Source organism: Ewingella sp. C233, assembly GCF_055407225.1.
Genome location: NZ_JBUZRI010000005.1, coordinates 30,566 through 47,054, shown reverse-complemented (window position 1 = coordinate 47,054; position 16,489 = coordinate 30,566). Strand labels below are relative to the sequence as shown.

The 16,489-nt window shown below is 57.3% G+C and carries 17 protein-coding genes; 10 read left to right on the top strand and 7 right to left on the bottom strand.

All coding sequences use genetic code 11. The annotated features are described in order from the left end of the window. Positions 1 to 10 precede the first annotated feature (10 nt). From ACZRKO_RS19455 to ACZRKO_RS19440, 4 genes are read right to left on the bottom strand one after another with little or no spacing between them, the layout of a single operon-like run. A complete protein-coding gene (locus tag ACZRKO_RS19455; protein WP_463739043.1) occupies positions 11 to 856 on the bottom strand; it encodes a metal ABC transporter permease in 846 nt (281 codons plus the stop codon). Continuing rightward, positions 856 to 1,716 (bottom strand): metal ABC transporter permease, encoded by an 861-nt coding sequence (locus tag ACZRKO_RS19450; protein WP_463738885.1) that lies wholly within the window; start codon positions 1,714 to 1,716, stop codon positions 856 to 858. Before ACZRKO_RS19450 ends, ACZRKO_RS19455 begins: the two co-directional genes overlap by 1 nt. Continuing rightward, positions 1,713 to 2,498 (bottom strand): ATP-binding cassette domain-containing protein, encoded by a 786-nt coding sequence (locus ACZRKO_RS19445; protein ID WP_463738884.1) that lies wholly within the window; start codon positions 2,496 to 2,498, stop codon positions 1,713 to 1,715. The genes ACZRKO_RS19450 and ACZRKO_RS19445 overlap by 4 nt, the downstream gene beginning before the upstream one ends. Next, on the bottom strand, positions 2,495 to 3,481 hold the full coding sequence (locus ACZRKO_RS19440) for a metal ABC transporter substrate-binding protein (RefSeq protein WP_463738883.1): 987 nt from the start codon (positions 3,479 to 3,481) through the stop codon (positions 2,495 to 2,497). Before ACZRKO_RS19440 ends, ACZRKO_RS19445 begins: the two co-directional genes overlap by 4 nt. A gap of 191 nt (positions 3,482 to 3,672) precedes the next feature. Between ACZRKO_RS19440 and mntR the strand changes: the two genes are divergently transcribed. Then, positions 3,673 to 4,119: a manganese-binding transcriptional regulator MntR gene (mntR, locus tag ACZRKO_RS19435; RefSeq protein ID WP_463738882.1), complete on the top strand. Its 447-nt coding sequence runs from the start codon at positions 3,673 to 3,675 to the stop codon at positions 4,117 to 4,119. A 29-nt stretch (positions 4,120 to 4,148) separates the two neighbouring features. Here the strand turns inward: mntR and ACZRKO_RS19430 are convergent, their stop codons facing one another. After that, on the bottom strand, positions 4,149 to 4,775 hold the full coding sequence (locus ACZRKO_RS19430) for a TetR/AcrR family transcriptional regulator (RefSeq protein ID WP_463738881.1): 627 nt from the start codon (positions 4,773 to 4,775) through the stop codon (positions 4,149 to 4,151). A 178-nt stretch (positions 4,776 to 4,953) separates the two neighbouring features. Here ACZRKO_RS19430 and ACZRKO_RS19425 point away from each other — a divergent pair, with 178 nt between their 5' ends. Together ACZRKO_RS19425 and ACZRKO_RS19420 are read left to right on the top strand one after the other, a co-directional pair. Next, positions 4,954 to 6,168 carry a Tm-1-like ATP-binding domain-containing protein gene (locus ACZRKO_RS19425; protein WP_463738880.1) on the top strand — a complete coding sequence of 405 codons (1,215 nt, stop codon included), beginning with the start codon at positions 4,954 to 4,956 and terminating at the stop codon, positions 6,166 to 6,168. 11 nt (positions 6,169 to 6,179) lie between these two features. After that, entirely contained in the window at positions 6,180 to 7,010 is an 831-nt protein-coding gene (locus ACZRKO_RS19420; protein WP_463738879.1) for a phosphoenolpyruvate hydrolase family protein, read from the top strand. Between the two features lie 59 nt (positions 7,011 to 7,069). On the opposite strand, the gene ACZRKO_RS19415 is transcribed toward ACZRKO_RS19420, so the two are convergent. Next, entirely contained in the window at positions 7,070 to 7,483 is a 414-nt protein-coding gene (locus tag ACZRKO_RS19415; protein WP_463738878.1) for a hypothetical protein, read from the bottom strand. 203 nt (positions 7,484 to 7,686) lie between these two features. Between ACZRKO_RS19415 and ACZRKO_RS19410 the strand changes: the two genes are divergently transcribed. Genes ACZRKO_RS19410 through ACZRKO_RS19380 form a run of 7 tightly spaced genes read left to right on the top strand, consistent with a single transcriptional unit; the run spans position 7,687 to position 15,790 of the window. Further along, positions 7,687 to 8,685: an LLM class flavin-dependent oxidoreductase gene (locus tag ACZRKO_RS19410; protein ID WP_463738877.1), complete on the top strand. Its 999-nt coding sequence runs from the start codon at positions 7,687 to 7,689 to the stop codon at positions 8,683 to 8,685. Between the two features lie 10 nt (positions 8,686 to 8,695). After that, complete coding sequence (locus ACZRKO_RS19405; protein WP_463738876.1) at positions 8,696 to 9,256, top strand: GNAT family N-acetyltransferase; 561 nt, start codon at positions 8,696 to 8,698, stop codon at positions 9,254 to 9,256. A 34-nt stretch (positions 9,257 to 9,290) separates the two neighbouring features. Continuing rightward, positions 9,291 to 10,916, top strand: coding sequence for an ABC transporter substrate-binding protein (locus ACZRKO_RS19400; RefSeq protein WP_463738875.1), 1,626 nt, complete (start codon positions 9,291 to 9,293; stop codon positions 10,914 to 10,916). Between the two features lie 28 nt (positions 10,917 to 10,944). Further along, complete coding sequence (locus ACZRKO_RS19395) at positions 10,945 to 11,952, top strand: ABC transporter permease (protein ID WP_463738874.1); 1,008 nt, start codon at positions 10,945 to 10,947, stop codon at positions 11,950 to 11,952. Then, a complete protein-coding gene (locus tag ACZRKO_RS19390) occupies positions 11,949 to 12,788 on the top strand; it encodes an ABC transporter permease (RefSeq protein ID WP_463738873.1) in 840 nt (279 codons plus the stop codon). Before ACZRKO_RS19395 ends, ACZRKO_RS19390 begins: the two co-directional genes overlap by 4 nt. Continuing rightward, positions 12,785 to 14,401 carry a dipeptide ABC transporter ATP-binding protein gene (locus ACZRKO_RS19385; RefSeq protein ID WP_463738872.1) on the top strand — a complete coding sequence of 539 codons (1,617 nt, stop codon included), beginning with the start codon at positions 12,785 to 12,787 and terminating at the stop codon, positions 14,399 to 14,401. The genes ACZRKO_RS19390 and ACZRKO_RS19385 overlap by 4 nt, the downstream gene beginning before the upstream one ends. Before the next feature lie 36 nt (positions 14,402 to 14,437). Continuing rightward, positions 14,438 to 15,790 (top strand): LLM class flavin-dependent oxidoreductase, encoded by a 1,353-nt coding sequence (locus tag ACZRKO_RS19380; RefSeq protein ID WP_463738871.1) that lies wholly within the window; start codon positions 14,438 to 14,440, stop codon positions 15,788 to 15,790. A 48-nt stretch (positions 15,791 to 15,838) separates the two neighbouring features. Here ACZRKO_RS19380 and ACZRKO_RS19375 read toward each other — a convergent pair whose 3' ends face one another. Next, the gene (locus ACZRKO_RS19375) at positions 15,839 to 16,489 is read right to left on the bottom strand and encodes a Vat family streptogramin A O-acetyltransferase (RefSeq protein WP_463738870.1); all 651 of its coding nucleotides are present in this window, start codon (positions 16,487 to 16,489) and stop codon (positions 15,839 to 15,841) included.

Below are 16,489 nucleotides of genomic sequence, written 5' to 3'. Positions count from 1 at the left end.
ATGTATAAGACTAAGACAATTCCGCCACCGGCTGCGGGTTTCTGCGCAGTAAATGCACCGCCAGCGCCAGCAGGAAGAAGAGAGCCTGAATCAGCACAATAGTCGGGCCGGTCGCGGCATCAATATAAAAACTGATAAAGGTACCGCTGATAGCGGCCGTCAGTGACGCCGTCACTGCAATCATCACCATTTTCGGCAGGGTTTTACACAGCAGAAACGCCGTAATACCGGGTGTGATCAGCATCGCGACCACTAACACCACGCCCACCGCCTGTAACGCGGCAACAATGGTCAGCGCCAGCAGGCACAGTAACGCATAGTGGTAAAAGCGGACCGGTAGTCCGATCACTTTCGCCTGCACCGGATCAAAACAGAACAGTACCAGATCCCTGAATTTAACTAAGATAGCCAGCGTGACCAGCGCCGCGATGATTAACGTTTGCAGCATTTCGCCGTCACTCACACCCAGCACATTGCCGAACAGAATATGGCTCAGATGCTGTTCGGTATTCACCCGAGAAAACAGCACCAGACCGCCGGCAAACATACCGGAGAACACGATGCCCATCACTGAATCTTCTTTCACCCGGCAATGTTCTTTGATAAAGCCGGTAGCGACGGCGCAGAACAGCCCGGAACAGAATGCCCCAATCACCAGCGGGATCCCGGCCAGAAATGCCAGTACCACGCCCGGCAGAACAGCGTGAGAGATAGCATCTCCCATCAGCGACCAGCCTTTCAGCACCAGAAAACAGGAGAAAAACGCGCAAACAATGCTGGTGGCCGCCGCCGTCAGCAGCGCGCGTTGCATAAAGGCAAAACCCATCGGCTCCATCAGCAACTCAATCCACGGCATCATGCGTCTCCCCCTGTGCGGGTCTTGATCCGAAAATGGTTAACCAACCAGCCGTGTTTCGGTGCAAACAAAAAGGCCAGCAGGAACACAGCCGTTTGCAGGCAGACAATCACGCCGCCGGTCGCACCGTCGAGATAAAAACTTAACCATGCTCCGGCAGCGCTGGTCACCGCCCCGATAACCACCGAGATGATCAGCAGGTGAGAAAACCGGTCAGTCAGCAGATAAGCCGTCGCGCCGGGGGTGATAACCATCGCGATCACCAAAATCGCCCCGACCGTCTGCAAGGCCGCCACGCTGCACGCGCTGAAAATCGTAAAGAAAATAACTTTCAGCCACAGGGGTGACAAACCCACGGACCGCGCATGGGCTTCATCGAAAAATACCGCCAGCAGATCACGCCAGACAACTAACAGCATCAGCAGCGAGACACCCACAATAATCTGCACTTGTAAAATATCGGCGTCATCGATGCCTAAAATATTGCCGAACAGGATGGATTGCACGTTGACCGAGGTGGGGTTGAGCGACACCAGCAGCAGCCCAAGGGCGAAAAACGTGGAGAACACGAAGCCGATGATCGCGTCTTCGCGCAGCTTGGTGTAGTGCCGTAACAGCGTCATCGACAGCGCGGCCAGAATACCGGTGCCAAATGCGCCAATAGCGTAGGGAAAGCCAAGGGCATAAGCCCCCGCCACACCGGGAACCACTGAGTGCGAGAGCGCATCGCCCATCAGCGACCAGCCTTTGAGCATCAGATAGGCTGACAGAAACGCGCACACCGCGCCAACGCCTGCGCTGACCCAGATGGCCTTGACCATATAGTTGTACTGAAACGGTGCCAGCAGCAGGTCGATCATTGAACCTGCCTCAGCGGCGCCGGGCGTTCCTGCGACAGATAACTGATATTACGCAGCGTGCCACCAAAGGTGTGCTCGAGATTGTCGGCGGTAAACGTGGTTTCCAGCGGGCCGCTGGCAATCACGGTTTTATTGATTAATACCACGCGGTCGCAAAACTCCGGCACGCTGGCGATGTTATGGGTAGAGACCAGAATCAGATGCCCCTCCCCACGCAGCTGGCGCAGCAGATCGATAATGGCGTTCTCGGTTTTAATGTCCACACCGGTAAACGGTTCGTCGAGCAACATCACACGGCCTTGTTGTGCAAGCGCTCGGGCCAGAAACACCCGTTTTTTCTGCCCGCCGGATAGCTCGCCAATCTGGCGTGCTGCCAAATCCGTCAGACCCACGCGGGCCAGTGCCGACGCGACCTGCCGCTTATCTTCCTGCGACGGGATCCGCAGAAACGACATTTTGCCGTAACGCCCCATCATGACAACGTCACGTACCAGTACCGGAAAATTCCAATCTACCTCTTCGGACTGTGGCACATAAGCAATCAGGTTTTGCTTCAACGCTTTGGCGACGTTCAGCCCGTCGAGCGTCACGCTGCCCTGCGTCGGATGGATAATCCCCATAATGGTTTTAAACAGCGTCGATTTACCGCTGCCGTTCACGCCGAGCAGTGCGCAAATGGAACCCCCATGCAGCCGAAATCCGGCGTTTTGGATCGCCGTGTGCCCGTTGTTGTAGGTCACCGAAATGTTATCGACGTTGAGATTCAGGCGCGGCAAACTCACTGACCGAATCCTTCTGCAATCGTACCCACGGTCACTTTCAGCAGATCAATATAGGTCGGTACCGGGCCTGTGGCCGTGGAAAGCGAATCGACATACAGTACGCCGCCGTACTTCGCGCCAGTCTCTTTGCTCACCTGACGGGCGGGTTTATCCGAAATAGTGCTTTCGCTGAAGACCACGGGAATGTGTTTCTCACGCACCCGATCAATCAATTTTTTCACCTGTTGAGGCGTGCCCTGTTCTTCGGCATTAATCGGCCACAGATAGGCTTCGCGCATCCCATAATCTTTCGCCAGATAGCTAAACGCCCCTTCGCTGGTCACTAGCCAGCGCTGACCATCAGGGATATTTTCCAGACGGGCGCGCAGCGGGGCATCCAGCTGCCTGATTTTTTCTGCGTAATTTTTGGCGTTGCGATCGTAGGTCGCAGCGTTGTCTGGGTCATATTTGATCAGAGCAGCACGGATATTTTCGACATAAATCAGCGCGTTTTTAGAAGACATCCAGGCATGCGGATTCGGGTTGCCCAGATACGGCCCCTCCTGAATCGGCAACGGTTTGATGCCCTCAGTCACCGTCACTGACGGCACATTTTTAATATTGGCGAAGAACCGGCCAAACCAGCGTTCCAGATTAAAACCGTTCCACAGAATCAGGTCTGCCGACTGGGTTTTCACGATGTCGCGCGGCGTCGGCTGATAATCATGGATCTCAGCGCCGGGCTTGGTGATTGACTCCACCGTAGCAGCATCACCGGCGATATTCTGGGCGATGTCTTGTATCACCGTGAAGGTGGTCACCACTTTGAACTTCTTTTTATCTTTCTCTGCCGCCAGGGCGTTACCGCCAATCATCGCGACAATCATACCGATCAGCATCAGACGCAGGCGAAATGGTGAATAGCTCAGCCATACTGAAACCGTCCGGCTGAACGCATTGCGGTCTATAACCTTATTTTTTACAGGGACCTGGTCTCTTTCCATGAAATTCCTCCTGAGAATACAGCGACAGACGATGACGTATTATCACTCATGTATAGCATAGGCTATACTCCATAGCCAAGGCGAAGTTTGCAAAAATTGGTGCTGGAGGCCGCTTGGTTTACAATGTCACTCCTTGTCGCCGAAAAGGCGGCCAAGGTAAAAAACCATTGAGCAAGAAAGAGGCAAGCGTTGTGAATAATAAGAAGTTGAATCCACTACTGGATGCTGAAGAGCACGCTCAGGGTTTTTTACAGGTGCGCGAAGCGCATCGGCGGGAATTAATGGATGACTATGTAGAGCTGATTTCGGATTTAATCCGTGAATTCGGCGAAGCGCGACAAGTAGATTTGGCCGCACGTCTCGGTGTGTCGCAGCCAACGGTGGCGAAAACCTTAAAACGTCTGGCCAGCGCCGGACTGGTTCGCCAGTTACCCTATCGTGGAACCTTCCTGACGCCGGAGGGTGAGAAGCTGGCCGCTGAGAATCGCGAGCGCCACAACGTTGTGGAGTCGTTCTTTATCGCTCTGGGGATAAGCCCCGAGACGGCACGTCTGGATGCAGAGGGCGTGGAACATCACGTCAGTAGCGAAACCCTCGACGCTTTCCGCCGCTTTACGGCGCAGCAGAAAACGTTATAGTCATTTGATCGCCTACCAGGCTCTTCTGGTCAGGCGATCCCCGCCCGCATATCTTCCTCCGCCTGCCGCAAAATCGCTTTCGCCATCCACTGGGTGACATTCAGGATCTCGTTGTCGTCCACGTGCCAGATATCCTTCATGACCATAAAGACCTCCGAGCCGTAAATCAGCGAAAAGGCGTAGATCATGCGCTGCAAACTGTCGGCTGACATTTTGCCTTCCAGCGGTTCCACCACCCGTTTAAGAATACTTTTTCGGTTACCGCGCACCAACGTCTCTGGAGTTTTTGGGTCACGACGTTGTTCGGACCACTGCTGCAGCGAGAGTTGCAGCGCGGCGCGCAGCACGCCTTCATGTTCCAGCATGCGCGGATAAGCAAATGCCAGCAATTCATGAATACGCTGACCCGCATCGGCCTGATGTGGCCGCCATTCGATAATGGGCCGCAGGCTCTCTTCAACCATTGCCGCCACCAGCGCACCCTGAGTAGGGAAATAGCGATAAGCCGTAGCGCGCGACATCTCGGCCTGTGTAGCGACTTCAGTCAGTGTGGGCAGTGCGCCGCTGGCGGAAAGAGTCATAGCGGCTGCCACCAGCCGTCGGCGGGTGCGGCGTTGCGCCGGGGTCAGCTCTTTCTGGATATCGATAGGTGTCAAAATGAAATTCCGTCAAAAATTCTGATGTCTAACTTTAACAAATAAAGTCAGTGCTGATAGCAAAATCGCCGTTGTGTAAATTACATGAGACTCCAGTCTCAAATGTGTATGATAGCCTTGCATGAATAAGACCATCGTCTCATTATTATGAAATCTTACTCATATTAAGGATGCCCCGATGACCGTGCCAACGCCCAGTGTTTACATCGCTACGACGACCGATACCAAAGGTCGCGAAATGGCCTTTGTCAGTGATTTAGTTCGTGCTACCGGACTGAAAACGGTCACGGTGGATTTATCGACCAAAGCTCAAGGGCACGACACGCTGGCGGATATCAGCGCGGACACCGTGGCGGCATTCCACCCGCAAGGGGCCGCAGCGGTATTTTGCGGCGATCGCGGACGCGCTATCAGTGCGATGGCCTTGGCTTTTGAGCATTTTATGGCATCGCGTAACGACGTCGCTGCCCTGCTCGGTCTGGGTGGTTCAGGCGGTACGGCACTCATTACACCGGCGATGCAAAGTTTGCAGGTGGGCATTCCGAAGCTGATGGTCTCTACCATGGCGTCGGGGGATGTTTCGGCGTATATCGGCGCGAGTGACATCGCCATGCTTTATTCGGTCACGGATGTGGCGGGGCTAAACCGGATTTCACGCAAAGTGCTGGCGAATGCTGCGCACCAAATTGCCGGCGCGGTCTATTTTTCGCATCCGGTAAGTGACGATGACAAACCGGCGATCGGGCTGACGATGTTTGGTGTCACCACGCCGTGTATCCAGACCGCCAGCGAACTGCTGGAAAAAGAATTTGACTGTCTGGTGTTTCATGCCACCGGCAGCGGCGGTAAAGCGATGGAAAAACTGGTCACCAGCGGCCTGTTGTCTGGCGTGCTGGACTTGACCACCACCGAAGTGTGCGACCTGTTATTTGACGGCGTACTGGCCTGTGGCCCTGAACGCTTCGACGCCATCGCACAAACGCAGGTGCCCTACGTCGGTTCTTGTGGTGCACTGGATATGGTCAACTTCGGTCACCTCTCCAGCATTCCGGCCAAATATACCGGCCGCCAGTTTTACGAACATAACGCGCAGGTGACGCTGATGCGCACCACGCCGGAAGAAAACGCCGAAATGGCGAAATGGATTGGGGAAAAGCTCAACACCTGCGAAGGCGAAGTGCGATTCCTGATACCCGGGGGCGGTTTTTCTGCCCTCGACGCGGTCGGGCAACCTTTCTGGAACCCCGATGCGCTGAATGCTTTTGCCGACACCTTGGAAAAAACCGTAAAACAGACCGCAAAGCGGCGTTTAGTCAGACTGAGCTGCAACATTAATGATCCAGAGTTTGCCGCTACCGCAGTCCGACTGTTTAAAGAGATTGCCCAACATTAAGGGAAACCATCATGGCTAAATTTGAACGTCAGGCGTTGCTGACGAAATTTCGTGAGATGATCGCCCGCCGTGAGCCGATAATCGGCGGCGGCGCGGGGACCGGGCTCTCCGCCAAGTGCGAGGAAGCCGGTGGGATTGACCTGATCGTCATCTACAACTCAGGCCGCTACCGTATGGCCGGGCGCGGGTCGCTGGCCGGTTTACTGGCCTACGGCAACGCCAATGAAATTGTGGTCGATATGGCCAAAGAAGTGATTCCGGTAGTGAAACATACGCCGGTGCTGGCGGGGGTTAACGGTACTGACCCGTTCTGCCAGTTTGATAAATTCCTCGATGACCTGAAAGCGCTGGGTTTTGCCGGTGTGCAGAACTTCCCGACGGTCGGGCTGATTGACGGCAACTTCCGCGCCAATCTGGAAGAAACCGGCATGGGTTACGGGCTGGAAGTTGACATGATCCGCCTCGCCCATCAGAAAGATATGCTGACCACGCCTTACGTATTCAGCGCCGCCGACGCCATCGCGATGACAGAAGCCGGTGCGGATATTATTGTGCCGCATATGGGCCTGACGACCGGCGGGAACATCGGTGCCGGAACCGCGCTCAAACTCGAAGACTGCGTGCCGATGATCAACGAGTGGGCAAAAGCCGCGAAAAGCGTGCGGGAAGATGTGATTGTATTGTGCCACGGCGGGCCGATTTCATCGCCGCAGGACGCAGAGTACATCATGAAAAACTGCCCGCTGGTGGATGGTTTCTACGGCGCAAGCTCGATGGAACGTCTGCCAACTGAAGTGGCATTAACGGAAACGACGCGTCAGTTTAAATTGCTCAGCCGCTAAGCCTTTCACGCATAAAAAAAGCCAGAGTGCCGTTAACGCACCCTGGCTTTTTTCGGGTTTTAAACCCGAGCATCTGCCGCGCCCGGCCACATTCCTTCACAGATAATTTTCGCACAGGCCACGCTTTGCTGATGGCGCAGGGCGGCGTCGGCCGGTTCTTCGCGCATCTGGTCAAGCATGCCGACAAAACATCGGGCCAGCCATTGGGCCGAAATATCCTTTCTGAACAATCCTCCTTCCTGACAGGTTGCGTAATTCTCAGCGATGGTCATAACCAGCGCGTTTTTGGCCTGCGCATCAAACGCCGGTTGCCCTGCCTCATGCTCTGTCGCCAAAAAATTGAGCAGTTTACGAAAGCTGAGGGCCACGCGGTCCAGCACCTGATTGTCCGCCACATGCGGGTCGATATTCAGCGTCAGCGTGAGCGCTGCCAGTCTTTGGCGAAAAAGTGCATCGGGGGTAAGTGTTGTCATAGTGAACCTGAAAGTGGTCGAAGCCTGATGGGGCAAACCTTACCTTAAATCCGTTCCGGCAGAAACCGCCGCCACACCCCGCCCGCTTTCCCTATCTCATTTCGCGCAACTGAATAGCAACTATTGTTGTTTTACAACTTTGTAACCTGCCTTTAATAATCGAACCCATAACGAACCGCCGGGAACAAAAGGACAGGAACACTATGGGTTACCGATTAAGTCTGCTGGAAAAAAGCCCCATCGATGAAGGGGAGAACGCCAGCGGCGCGCTCAAACGCACGCTGGAACTGGCGCAGAAGGCCGAGCGCTGGGGCTATCAACGCTTCTGGCTGGCTGAACATCACAACACTGACAAGCTGGCGATCTCTTCGCCGGAAGTGGTGATCGCCTGGATCCTCGCCCACACCAAACGCATCCGCGTCGGCTCTGGTGGCGTGATGCTGCAACATTACAGCCCTTACAAAGTGGCCGAAAACTTCAACCTGCTGGCGTCGCTTGCGCCGGGACGGGTGGATTTAGGCGTCGGCAAAGCGCCCGGTGGCCTGCCGCTCTCAACGCGCGCGTTGCAGTACGCGGTTGACCCCGCACTGAAAGGCGATTTTGCAGCACAGCTCCAGCAACTCGACGGCTGGCTGTTCGCGCAACCTTCTGACATTCAGGGCGATACGCTGTTCGCCACGCCGCTGCCAGAACAACCAGCAAGCCGTTTTCTGCTCGGTGCCAGCGAACAGAGCGCACGTCTGGCCGCCAGCCTGAACTGGAACTTTGTGTTCGCCGCGCACCTCAACGGTGATCCGGCGGAAATTGGCCGCGCACTGTCAGCCTATACCCATGACAGTCTTGGCCGTCGCGGGCTGCTGGCCGTGTCGGTGATTGTCGCTGAAACCGCCGCGCAGGCCGAAAAACTGGCCGCTGACCGCCAGCAGTTTCGCGTAACCGGCAGCGACGGCCAGAGCGTTACCGTCGGCAGCCATGCGCAGGCCGAAGCCTATATCCGCCAGTCCACCGCCACGTCCCATCAGATTGAAGAGCGTACTTCCTCCGTGCTGACCGGCACCGCGGAGCAGGTCCACCACAAGCTTGAGGAGTTACAGGTGCGCTTCGGCGTGGATGAGTTTGTGATCGATACCCCGCTGGCCGGCGCGCAGGCGCGGCTGCAATCGCTCGAACTGCTGGCGGCCGAAAGCCGCGTACTGGCCTGAGGAGAAGCCGATGAGCCAACAGATCCGGCTGGCACGCGAAGAGGAAGCGGCTGAACTGCACGCGCTGCTGCAACAGGCCTATGCTCCGCTGCTCAAACTCAATATCCATTTCACCATCACGCGTGCTTCGGTGGAAGATGTCCGCGAAGTGATCCGCCGCGAAACCACCTATGTAATGGAGACCGGACAGGGGCTGACCGCCACCCTAACCACGCGCTTTCCGTGGACACCCTCCGGCAAAGAGTTTGCGCCCTGGCCGTTTGTTCACTGGTTTGCCGTCAGCGAAAGCGCCAAAGGCCAGGGGTTTGGCGCGCAGATCATGAGCTATGTCGAAGACAACTTTCTGCGAGACACCCTGAAAGTCCCGGCGGTCTATCTGGCGACTGCCATCCGGCATCCGTGGCTGACGGCGCTCTATCAGCGCCGCGGCTACGAGCCTTTCCACACGGCGGTCAATCCGCTTGGCGTTGAACTGGTCTATTTACGCAAAATTCTTAACCCACCGCTGTATGAAGCACAGGCGCAGAAAGAGTTCGTGCGTACCGTGCCTGAAGCCAAACTTTACGTCTGATGACGTTTGAATCTACTTGCTCTCTGGGGAAATAATGAACCGCATAATCTTTAGCGCTGGCTTTGCCAGTCTCTCTCTGTTGACGCTGGCCGTCAGCCATCATGCTTTCGCCTCCACCGGCCAACCCCGCAGCGGCGGCACGCTGACCTGGGGCGTCGAAACCGAACCCAACACATTTAACCCGCAGCTTAACGGCCAGTCGAAAGCAGAACTGATCCTGCGTGTGGCATATGAATCCCTGCTGGCGCGCAAACCTGACGGCTCTTATATACCCTGGCTGGCACAGGGTTACACCCTGTCTGAAGACGGTAAAACCTACACCTTTACCCTGCGTCAGGACGTCACGTTTTCTGACGGCAAAAAACTCGACGCCAATGCCGTGGCCGAAAACTTCCGCCATGCTCAGGACCCGGCCTACTGTGCAGGTTCCAGCCTGTGCGCCATCGCCAGCCGCATCGACAATGTCGGCACGCCGGACGACCACACCGTGACCGTGACGCTTAAACAGGTTTATGCGCCGTTCCTCTCCTTCGCCGCCGGGCTGAAACTGTTGTCGCCCGCGGCCTGGCGTTCACCACAACTGAAAGCCGGTGGACCGGAACTGGCAGGCACCGGGCCTTTCATCCTTAAAAAGTATGAGAAAGGCCAGCAGGCGGAATTTGTCAAAAACCCGAATTACCACTGGGCTTCAGCCAATGCGGCACATCAGGGACCGGCGTATCTCGACAGCGTAACCTACCGTTTCCTGCCGGAATCGTCTGTGCGCACCGGCGCGCTGCTCTCCGGACAGGTTGATGTGATTGAAGGGATCTCCGGCAACGACGCCGGTGAGTTCAAAGACAACAAAGACTTCACCTACCAGCACGCCCTCAATACCGGCACGCCCTATTCGCTGTTTTTGAACGTCACCTACGGGCCAACGCAGGAACTCAAGGTACGTCAGTCGCTGCTACAGGGGCTGGATGTCGGCCCGATATTGCAGTCGATCTATCGCGGCGAACGCACCCGCGTCTGGGGCATCACGTCGCCGGTTGACCCGCTGTATGACAACAGCCTCGACGGCAAATATGGCAATAACCCGGCGCTGGCAAACCAGTTGCTCAACGAAGCAGGCTGGAAAACCCGCGATTCGGACGGGTTTCGCAGCAAAGACGGTAAGCGTCTCAGCATTGAGATCATTCAGGCACAGGCCACGGTGCGCGACCAGCGCGACGTCTTGCTGCAGGCGTTGCAGGCGCAGGCACGTCAGCGTCTCGGCGTGGAGCTGAAAATCCGCTATGTCGATTCGGGTACCTACACCGACGTACGCAATACCGGCCTGTTTGGCTCAATTGCTAACTCCAATACCGACACCGATGGCATCGATATCGAAAACCACTACCTGCCGGTCAAGGGTGGCGGTGCCATTAACTACAGCCGTACGGCAGCGCCGGAAATCACCCCGTGGTTGCAGGGCGCATCGCAGACGCTGGACACCGAAAAGCGCAAAGGCTTCTACGCCCAGTTACAGGAGTTCGCCATTGTGCAACAGGCGCTGGCTATCCCGCTGTATGAGCCTGAAGACCAGATTGCCGCTGCCGCCTACGTTCACGGCTTGGGCTTCCGGCCCTTCAAGCAGATGCCTGAAAATGCGTATGACGTCTGGTTGAGCGACCATTAATTTATCCAGCTGAGAAAGGAGCCCACCGATGACCGTAGAAAGTTCACTCGTCCCGCCCCGGCGCTGGCGAAGTCACCTTAACTGGCGTGCGCCGCTGTTGTGGCGCGTGCTGCGCCGCGTCGGCAGCGGGACGCTGGTGCTGTGGGCGGCGGTCAGCCTGTCGTTTATCAGCGTCTATTTGGCGCCCGGCGATATCGTCAGTTTGCTGGTCGGTGAGCAGGTGCGCACACCGGCCATAGAGGCGGCGATCCGTGCCGAATGGGGGCTGGACCAGCCGCTGTGGCTGCAATACTTGCACTATCTATGGCGGGTGCTGCACGGTGATTTTGGACGTTCTTATATGCTCAATACCGATGTCAGTTCGCTGGTGTTATCGCAGCTGTGGCCGACGCTGAAACTGACCGGTGCGGCGCTGGTCGTCAGTCTGATTTTTGCGGTGATGATGGCGGTGCTGACCGCTAACCGCCGCATCGGCAGGCGCATCGCCGGTTTTTTTGAGCTGCTGCTGGCATCAACCCCGTCGTTCTGGCTCGGCATCGTGCTGCTGTTTGTTTTCAGCTTCACCCTGCGCTGGTTCCCGGTGGCGGGTGACCGCAACTTCTCCGCACTGGTATTGCCCGCGCTTTCCCTCGGGCTGGCACAGGGCGCAGTGGTCGCGCAGGTGCTGCGGCGCGGGCTGGAAGATGCCCTCAATGAGCCTTTCGCCCTGACGCTGCGCGCCTGGGGGATTGGCAACCTGACCATCCGTTTACGTCACGCGCTGCGCCATGCGGCACTGCCCGCCGTCACCCTTACCGGCTGGCTGATTGGCGGACTGCTCAGTGGCGCGGTGATCACTGAACAGGTCTTTGGCCGCCCCGGCTTAGGCAAAATCACCGTTGATGCGGTGCTCGGCAAAGATCTGCCCGTGGTGCTGGCGGTGGCGATTTTCTCTGCGCTGGTTTACGTGGTGATGAGCACATTGGTGGATATTCTCTATCTGCTGATTGACCCGCGCCTGCGCGACCAGCCCGCTTCCCGCGGAGGCGCATCATGAGTCTGACCCTTCCCCTGCTTCGCCGCCGTGCACTGCCGCGCGTCGGTTTGCTGATCTCCGGAGTTTTCCTGCTGCTGGTCTTGCTAGCCGTACTGTTTCCCGCGCTCCTGAGCCCCTACGATCCGCTGATGGCGGATCCGGTGAATGCTCAGTTACCGCCCTCTGCCGCACACTGGCTGGGAACGGACCAGCTCGGACGAGACGTGCTGACGCGGCTGATTTACGGCAGCCGCTACTCGTTGCTGATAAGTCTGGCGGCGATGGCGCTGGCGGTCACCGTCGGCAGTCTGCTCGGGCTGCTGGCCGGTCTGGCGCGCGGTGCGCTGGATGAGTTCATCAGCCGCGCCGTTGACGTGGTGTCCGCGTTTCCCGATCTGCTGCTGGCCCTGATGCTGATCGCCTTCACCGGCCCCGGCACCGTCAACCTCATCTTCGCGCTGGGCGTGGCATCAATCCCGCGCTTTGCCCGCGTCGTCAGGGCGCAAACTTTTCTGGTGATGTCGTCGGGCTATGTCGAGCAGGCACGCACCTTCGGGCTGACCCGCCGGGTATTAGTCTGGCGGCACGTCCTGCCGCACGCCATTGCCCACGTGCCGGTGCTGGCAACACTGGGCCTCGGCACCGCCATTATCGGCACCGCCGGGCTGAGCTTTCTCGGCATGGGACCGCAACCACCGACGTCAGAATGGGGGCTGATGCTGGCCGAAGGTCGTAACTATCTGCGCAATGCCTGGTGGATTGGCGTCTGGCCGGGCGTAGCAATCACCCTTACCGTGGTGGCAGTCAACACGATTGGCCGTCACTGGCAGGCACGTTTCGAAGGAAAAAAAGCATGAGCCGCGAACTGTTTATTGATATCCGTAACCTCACCGTGCGTTTTCCGTCACCGCAAGGGCTGAAAACCGTGGTCAGTGGCCTGAATTTACAACTGCAACGCGGCCAGTCGCTGGCGCTGGTCGGGGAGTCCGGTTCAGGTAAAACCGTCACCGCGCGCTCACTGATTGGCTTACAGGATGAAAACGCCCAGCTGACCGCCGACCGTTTCATGATCGACGGGCGCGACATGTTACAGGCTAGCCAGCGTGACTGGCGCGCCATTCGTGGCAAGCAGATTGGTTACGTCTTACAGGACGCGCTGGTGTCGCTGGACCCGCTGCGGCGCATTGGTCAGCAGCTCGGTGATGCGCTGCGAGCCAATGCGCGGGATGGCAACACCGATGTGCGTCAGCGCAGCTTACAACTGCTGGCAGCAGTCGGTATGCCCGAGGCGCAGCGGCGGCTGGAGCTCTACCCGCACCAACTTTCTGGCGGCCTGCGTCAGCGTGCGCTGATCGCCACCGCGCTGGCCGGTAAACCCGAACTGCTGATCGCCGATGAACCTACTACCGCACTCGATATGACGGTACAAAAACAAATTCTTGATCTGCTGCAACGCCGCCGCGACGACGGTCAGGCGCTGCTGCTCATCAGTCACGACCTGTCGGTAGTCGGCCAACTGGCCGATGTAGTGATGGTGATGAAAGAGGGCGAAGTGGTGGAACAGGGACCGGCGCGGCGCCTGTTGCGGGCTCCGGAACATCCGTGGACCCGCCAGCTGTTGCAGGCAGTGCCGACACCGCAAACCAGGGGCCTGCGCCTCTCCTCGCCTGTGCCACAGCCCCTTCCGGCCAAACAGATTGAAACCGGTGAGCCGCTGTTACAGGCTCTCAGGCTGAACAAACACTACGGCGCACATCAGGTTGTCCGTGACGTCAGCTTCCGGCTGTCTGCCGGGGAAACTCTGGGAATTGTCGGCGAGTCTGGCTCGGGGAAAACCACTGTAGCTCGTATGGTATTGGGGCTGACAGAACCTGACAGCGGATTGATTCAAATTGAGGGCCAGCCCTGGAGCCGCGTGGCAGAAAACCAGCGTCGCCAGCGCCGCAGCCGGATTCAGCTTATCGCCCAGGATCCTCTCAGCTCTTTCGACCCGCGCTACACGGTGGAAAAAATCATTGGCGAGAGTCTGGATGCTGCCGGGATTTTCGGCGCAGAACGGCGCGGCCGCGTGCTGCAACTGCTGGACGAAGTGCGGCTCGGAGCCAGTTTCCTGCCACGCTATCCACGCGAACTCTCCGGCGGACAGCGCCAGCGCGTAGCGATTGCCCGCGCCTTTGCGCCTAATCCGGCCCTGCTGGTGGCGGACGAACCGGTCAGTGCACTGGACGTTTCGGTGCAGGCGCAGGTGCTGGATCTGCTGGCCGATATGCAGGCGGAGCACCGCACCGCGCTGCTGTTTATTTCCCACGACCTCGGCGTTATTCATCATCTGGCCGACCGCGTGCTGGTAATGAAAGACGGCGCAGTGGTCGAAAGCGGCGACGTCGGACGGGTGTTTACTCAACCGCAACACCGCTGGACACAACAATTGCTGGACGCCCTGCCGGTGCTGCCCGGGCAGGCGGCCTGAACCTGACATCCTCAAAATAATCAAAAGTGAGCCATTATGAGTAACAAAAGACAGATACGGTTAGGTGCCATCATTCAGGGCGCATCGGGCAATATGTCAGCGTGGCGCCACCCGGACGCGGTGGCTGACGCCAGTATTAATATCCAGTTCTGCCAGCAACTGGCGCAAAAAGCCGAGCAGGGGAAGTTTGATTTCCTCTTCGTGGCCGACGGTTTGTACATCAATGAGAAGTCGATTCCGCACTTTCTCAACCGCTTCGAACCCATCACCCTGCTCTCTGCGCTGGCGCTGGTCACCCAAAAAATCGGGCTGGTGGCGACACTGTCCACTTCCTACAGCGAACCCTTTACCGTGGCACGGCAGTTTGCCAGCCTCGATCATCTGAGCGGTGGCCGGGCGGGCTGGAATGTGGTGACGTCACCACTGGAGGGCTCGGCGAAAAACTTCTCGCGAGATATTCATCCTGAACACGACGAGCGTTACCGCATCGCCAGCGAATACGTCAGCGTGGTGAAAGGCCTGTGGGATTCGTGGGAAGGCGATGCCTTTGTGCGCAATAAAGCCGACGGCCAGTTCTTTGCACCAGAAAAACTCCATACCCTGCATCATCAGGGAAAATACTTTTCGGTACAGGGTCCGCTGAACGTCGGGCGCTCGCCGCAGGGCCAGCCGGTTGTGTTTCAGGCTGGTGCGTCTGATCAGGGCAAAGCCTTCGCTGCTGAAGCGGCCGATGCGATTTATACCCGTCAGGCCACGCCGGAACTGGCCCGCGTGTTTTATCAGGATGTGAAGCGTCAGTTGGTGGAAAACGGTCGTGGCGAAGACGATATCCGCATTTTCCAGGGAATCAGCCTGATTGTCGGTGACAGCGTCACTGATGCCGAGCAGAAATATCAGCAAACGGCGCAGTTGGTGACGCTGGATAAGGCGCTGGAATACCTTGGCCGCTATTTCGAACACTATGATTTCAGCCAGCATGACCCCGACGCGCCTTTCCCGGACATCGGCGATCTGGGCCAGAACAGCTTTCGCAGCACCACCGATGAGATCAAACGTGATGCACAGGCACGCGGCCTGACGCTGCGTCAGGTTGCGCTGGAATCCGCCACGCCGCGCCCGACATTTCTGGGTACGCCCGCCGATGTGGCCGACGGTCTGGAGCACTGGTTTACCCGCGGCGCTACCGACGGTTTTATCGTGCGCGGCGGCACGCCGACGGCGTTCGACGATTTTGTCGAACAGGTGATCCCACTGTTGCAACAGCGTGGTTTGTACCGTACGGAATACGAAGGCAATACGCTGCGGGAAAACCTCGGCCTGCGTGAACCGCAAAATCAGTTTGTGGTGAAAATAACGGATGAAGAGCGGGAACTGGCGGCGGTGAAATAAGTACGCTGAATGTAAAAAAAGACGCCCCTGCGACGGGGCGCCGTGGTTTTATTCTCTCGCCTTCTCAAGTGCAGCAACATCTCCTGAAACAATCAGCGCCATATGGTGGGTGATGCGCTCCACCGGCCAGTCCCACCAGGCGATACTTTCCAGACGAATGGTAATATCAGGTGCGAAGCGCGGTTTAATCAGCTTGGCCGGATTGCCGCCCACCACGCTGTAGGCCGGGACGTCGGCGGTTACCACCGAGCGCGACGAGATAATGGCGCCATTACCGATTTTCACCCCCGGCATGATCAGCACGTCGTAGCCAATCCATACGTCATTTCCGACCACCGTATCCCCCTTATAGGGCAACTCTTCCATTGGCGGTAATGACTTTTCCCAGCCGTTACCGAAGATCCAGAAAGGATAAGTCGACACGCCGGACATCTTATGGTTGGCACCGTTCATGATGAATTTTACGCCGCGGGCCAGTGCACAGAATTTGCCAATTACCAGTTTGTCGCCAATAAAAGGGAAGTGATAGAGCACGTTACGTTCGAAGTTTTTCGAGTCTTCGGGATCATCATAATAGGTGTAGTCACCAATAATAATATTCGGATTATTAACCGTATTTTTGATGAAGCAGACCTGAGGAAATCCTTCCATAGGGTGCGGATTTTCAGGTGCCGGGCCATTGTGAGTAATCTCTTTCAT

Bases quoted from the DNA above. Each gene is read 5' to 3' on its own strand.
- ACZRKO_RS19455 (WP_463739043.1), bottom strand. From the start codon at position 856: ATGCCGTGGATTGAGTTGCTGATGGAGCCGATGGGTTTTGCCTTTATG.
- ACZRKO_RS19450 (WP_463738885.1), bottom strand. From the start codon at position 1,716: ATGATCGACCTGCTGCTGGCACCGTTTCAGTACAACTATATGGTCAAG.
- ACZRKO_RS19440 (WP_463738883.1), bottom strand. From the start codon at position 3,481: ATGGAAAGAGACCAGGTCCCTGTAAAAAATAAGGTTATAGACCGCAAT.
- ACZRKO_RS19425 (WP_463738880.1), top strand. From the start codon at position 4,954: ATGACCGTGCCAACGCCCAGTGTTTACATCGCTACGACGACCGATACC.
- ACZRKO_RS19420 (WP_463738879.1), top strand. From the start codon at position 6,180: ATGGCTAAATTTGAACGTCAGGCGTTGCTGACGAAATTTCGTGAGATG.
- ACZRKO_RS19415 (WP_463738878.1), bottom strand. From the start codon at position 7,483: ATGACAACACTTACCCCCGATGCACTTTTTCGCCAAAGACTGGCAGCG.
- ACZRKO_RS19410 (WP_463738877.1), top strand. From the start codon at position 7,687: ATGGGTTACCGATTAAGTCTGCTGGAAAAAAGCCCCATCGATGAAGGG.
- ACZRKO_RS19405 (WP_463738876.1), top strand. From the start codon at position 8,696: ATGAGCCAACAGATCCGGCTGGCACGCGAAGAGGAAGCGGCTGAACTG.
- ACZRKO_RS19400 (WP_463738875.1), top strand. From the start codon at position 9,291: ATGAACCGCATAATCTTTAGCGCTGGCTTTGCCAGTCTCTCTCTGTTG.
- ACZRKO_RS19395 (WP_463738874.1), top strand. From the start codon at position 10,945: ATGACCGTAGAAAGTTCACTCGTCCCGCCCCGGCGCTGGCGAAGTCAC.
- ACZRKO_RS19390 (WP_463738873.1), top strand. From the start codon at position 11,949: ATGAGTCTGACCCTTCCCCTGCTTCGCCGCCGTGCACTGCCGCGCGTC.
- ACZRKO_RS19385 (WP_463738872.1), top strand. From the start codon at position 12,785: ATGAGCCGCGAACTGTTTATTGATATCCGTAACCTCACCGTGCGTTTT.
- ACZRKO_RS19380 (WP_463738871.1), top strand. From the start codon at position 14,438: ATGAGTAACAAAAGACAGATACGGTTAGGTGCCATCATTCAGGGCGCA.
- ACZRKO_RS19375 (WP_463738870.1), bottom strand. From the start codon at position 16,489: ATGAAAGAGATTACTCACAATGGCCCGGCACCTGAAAATCCGCACCCT.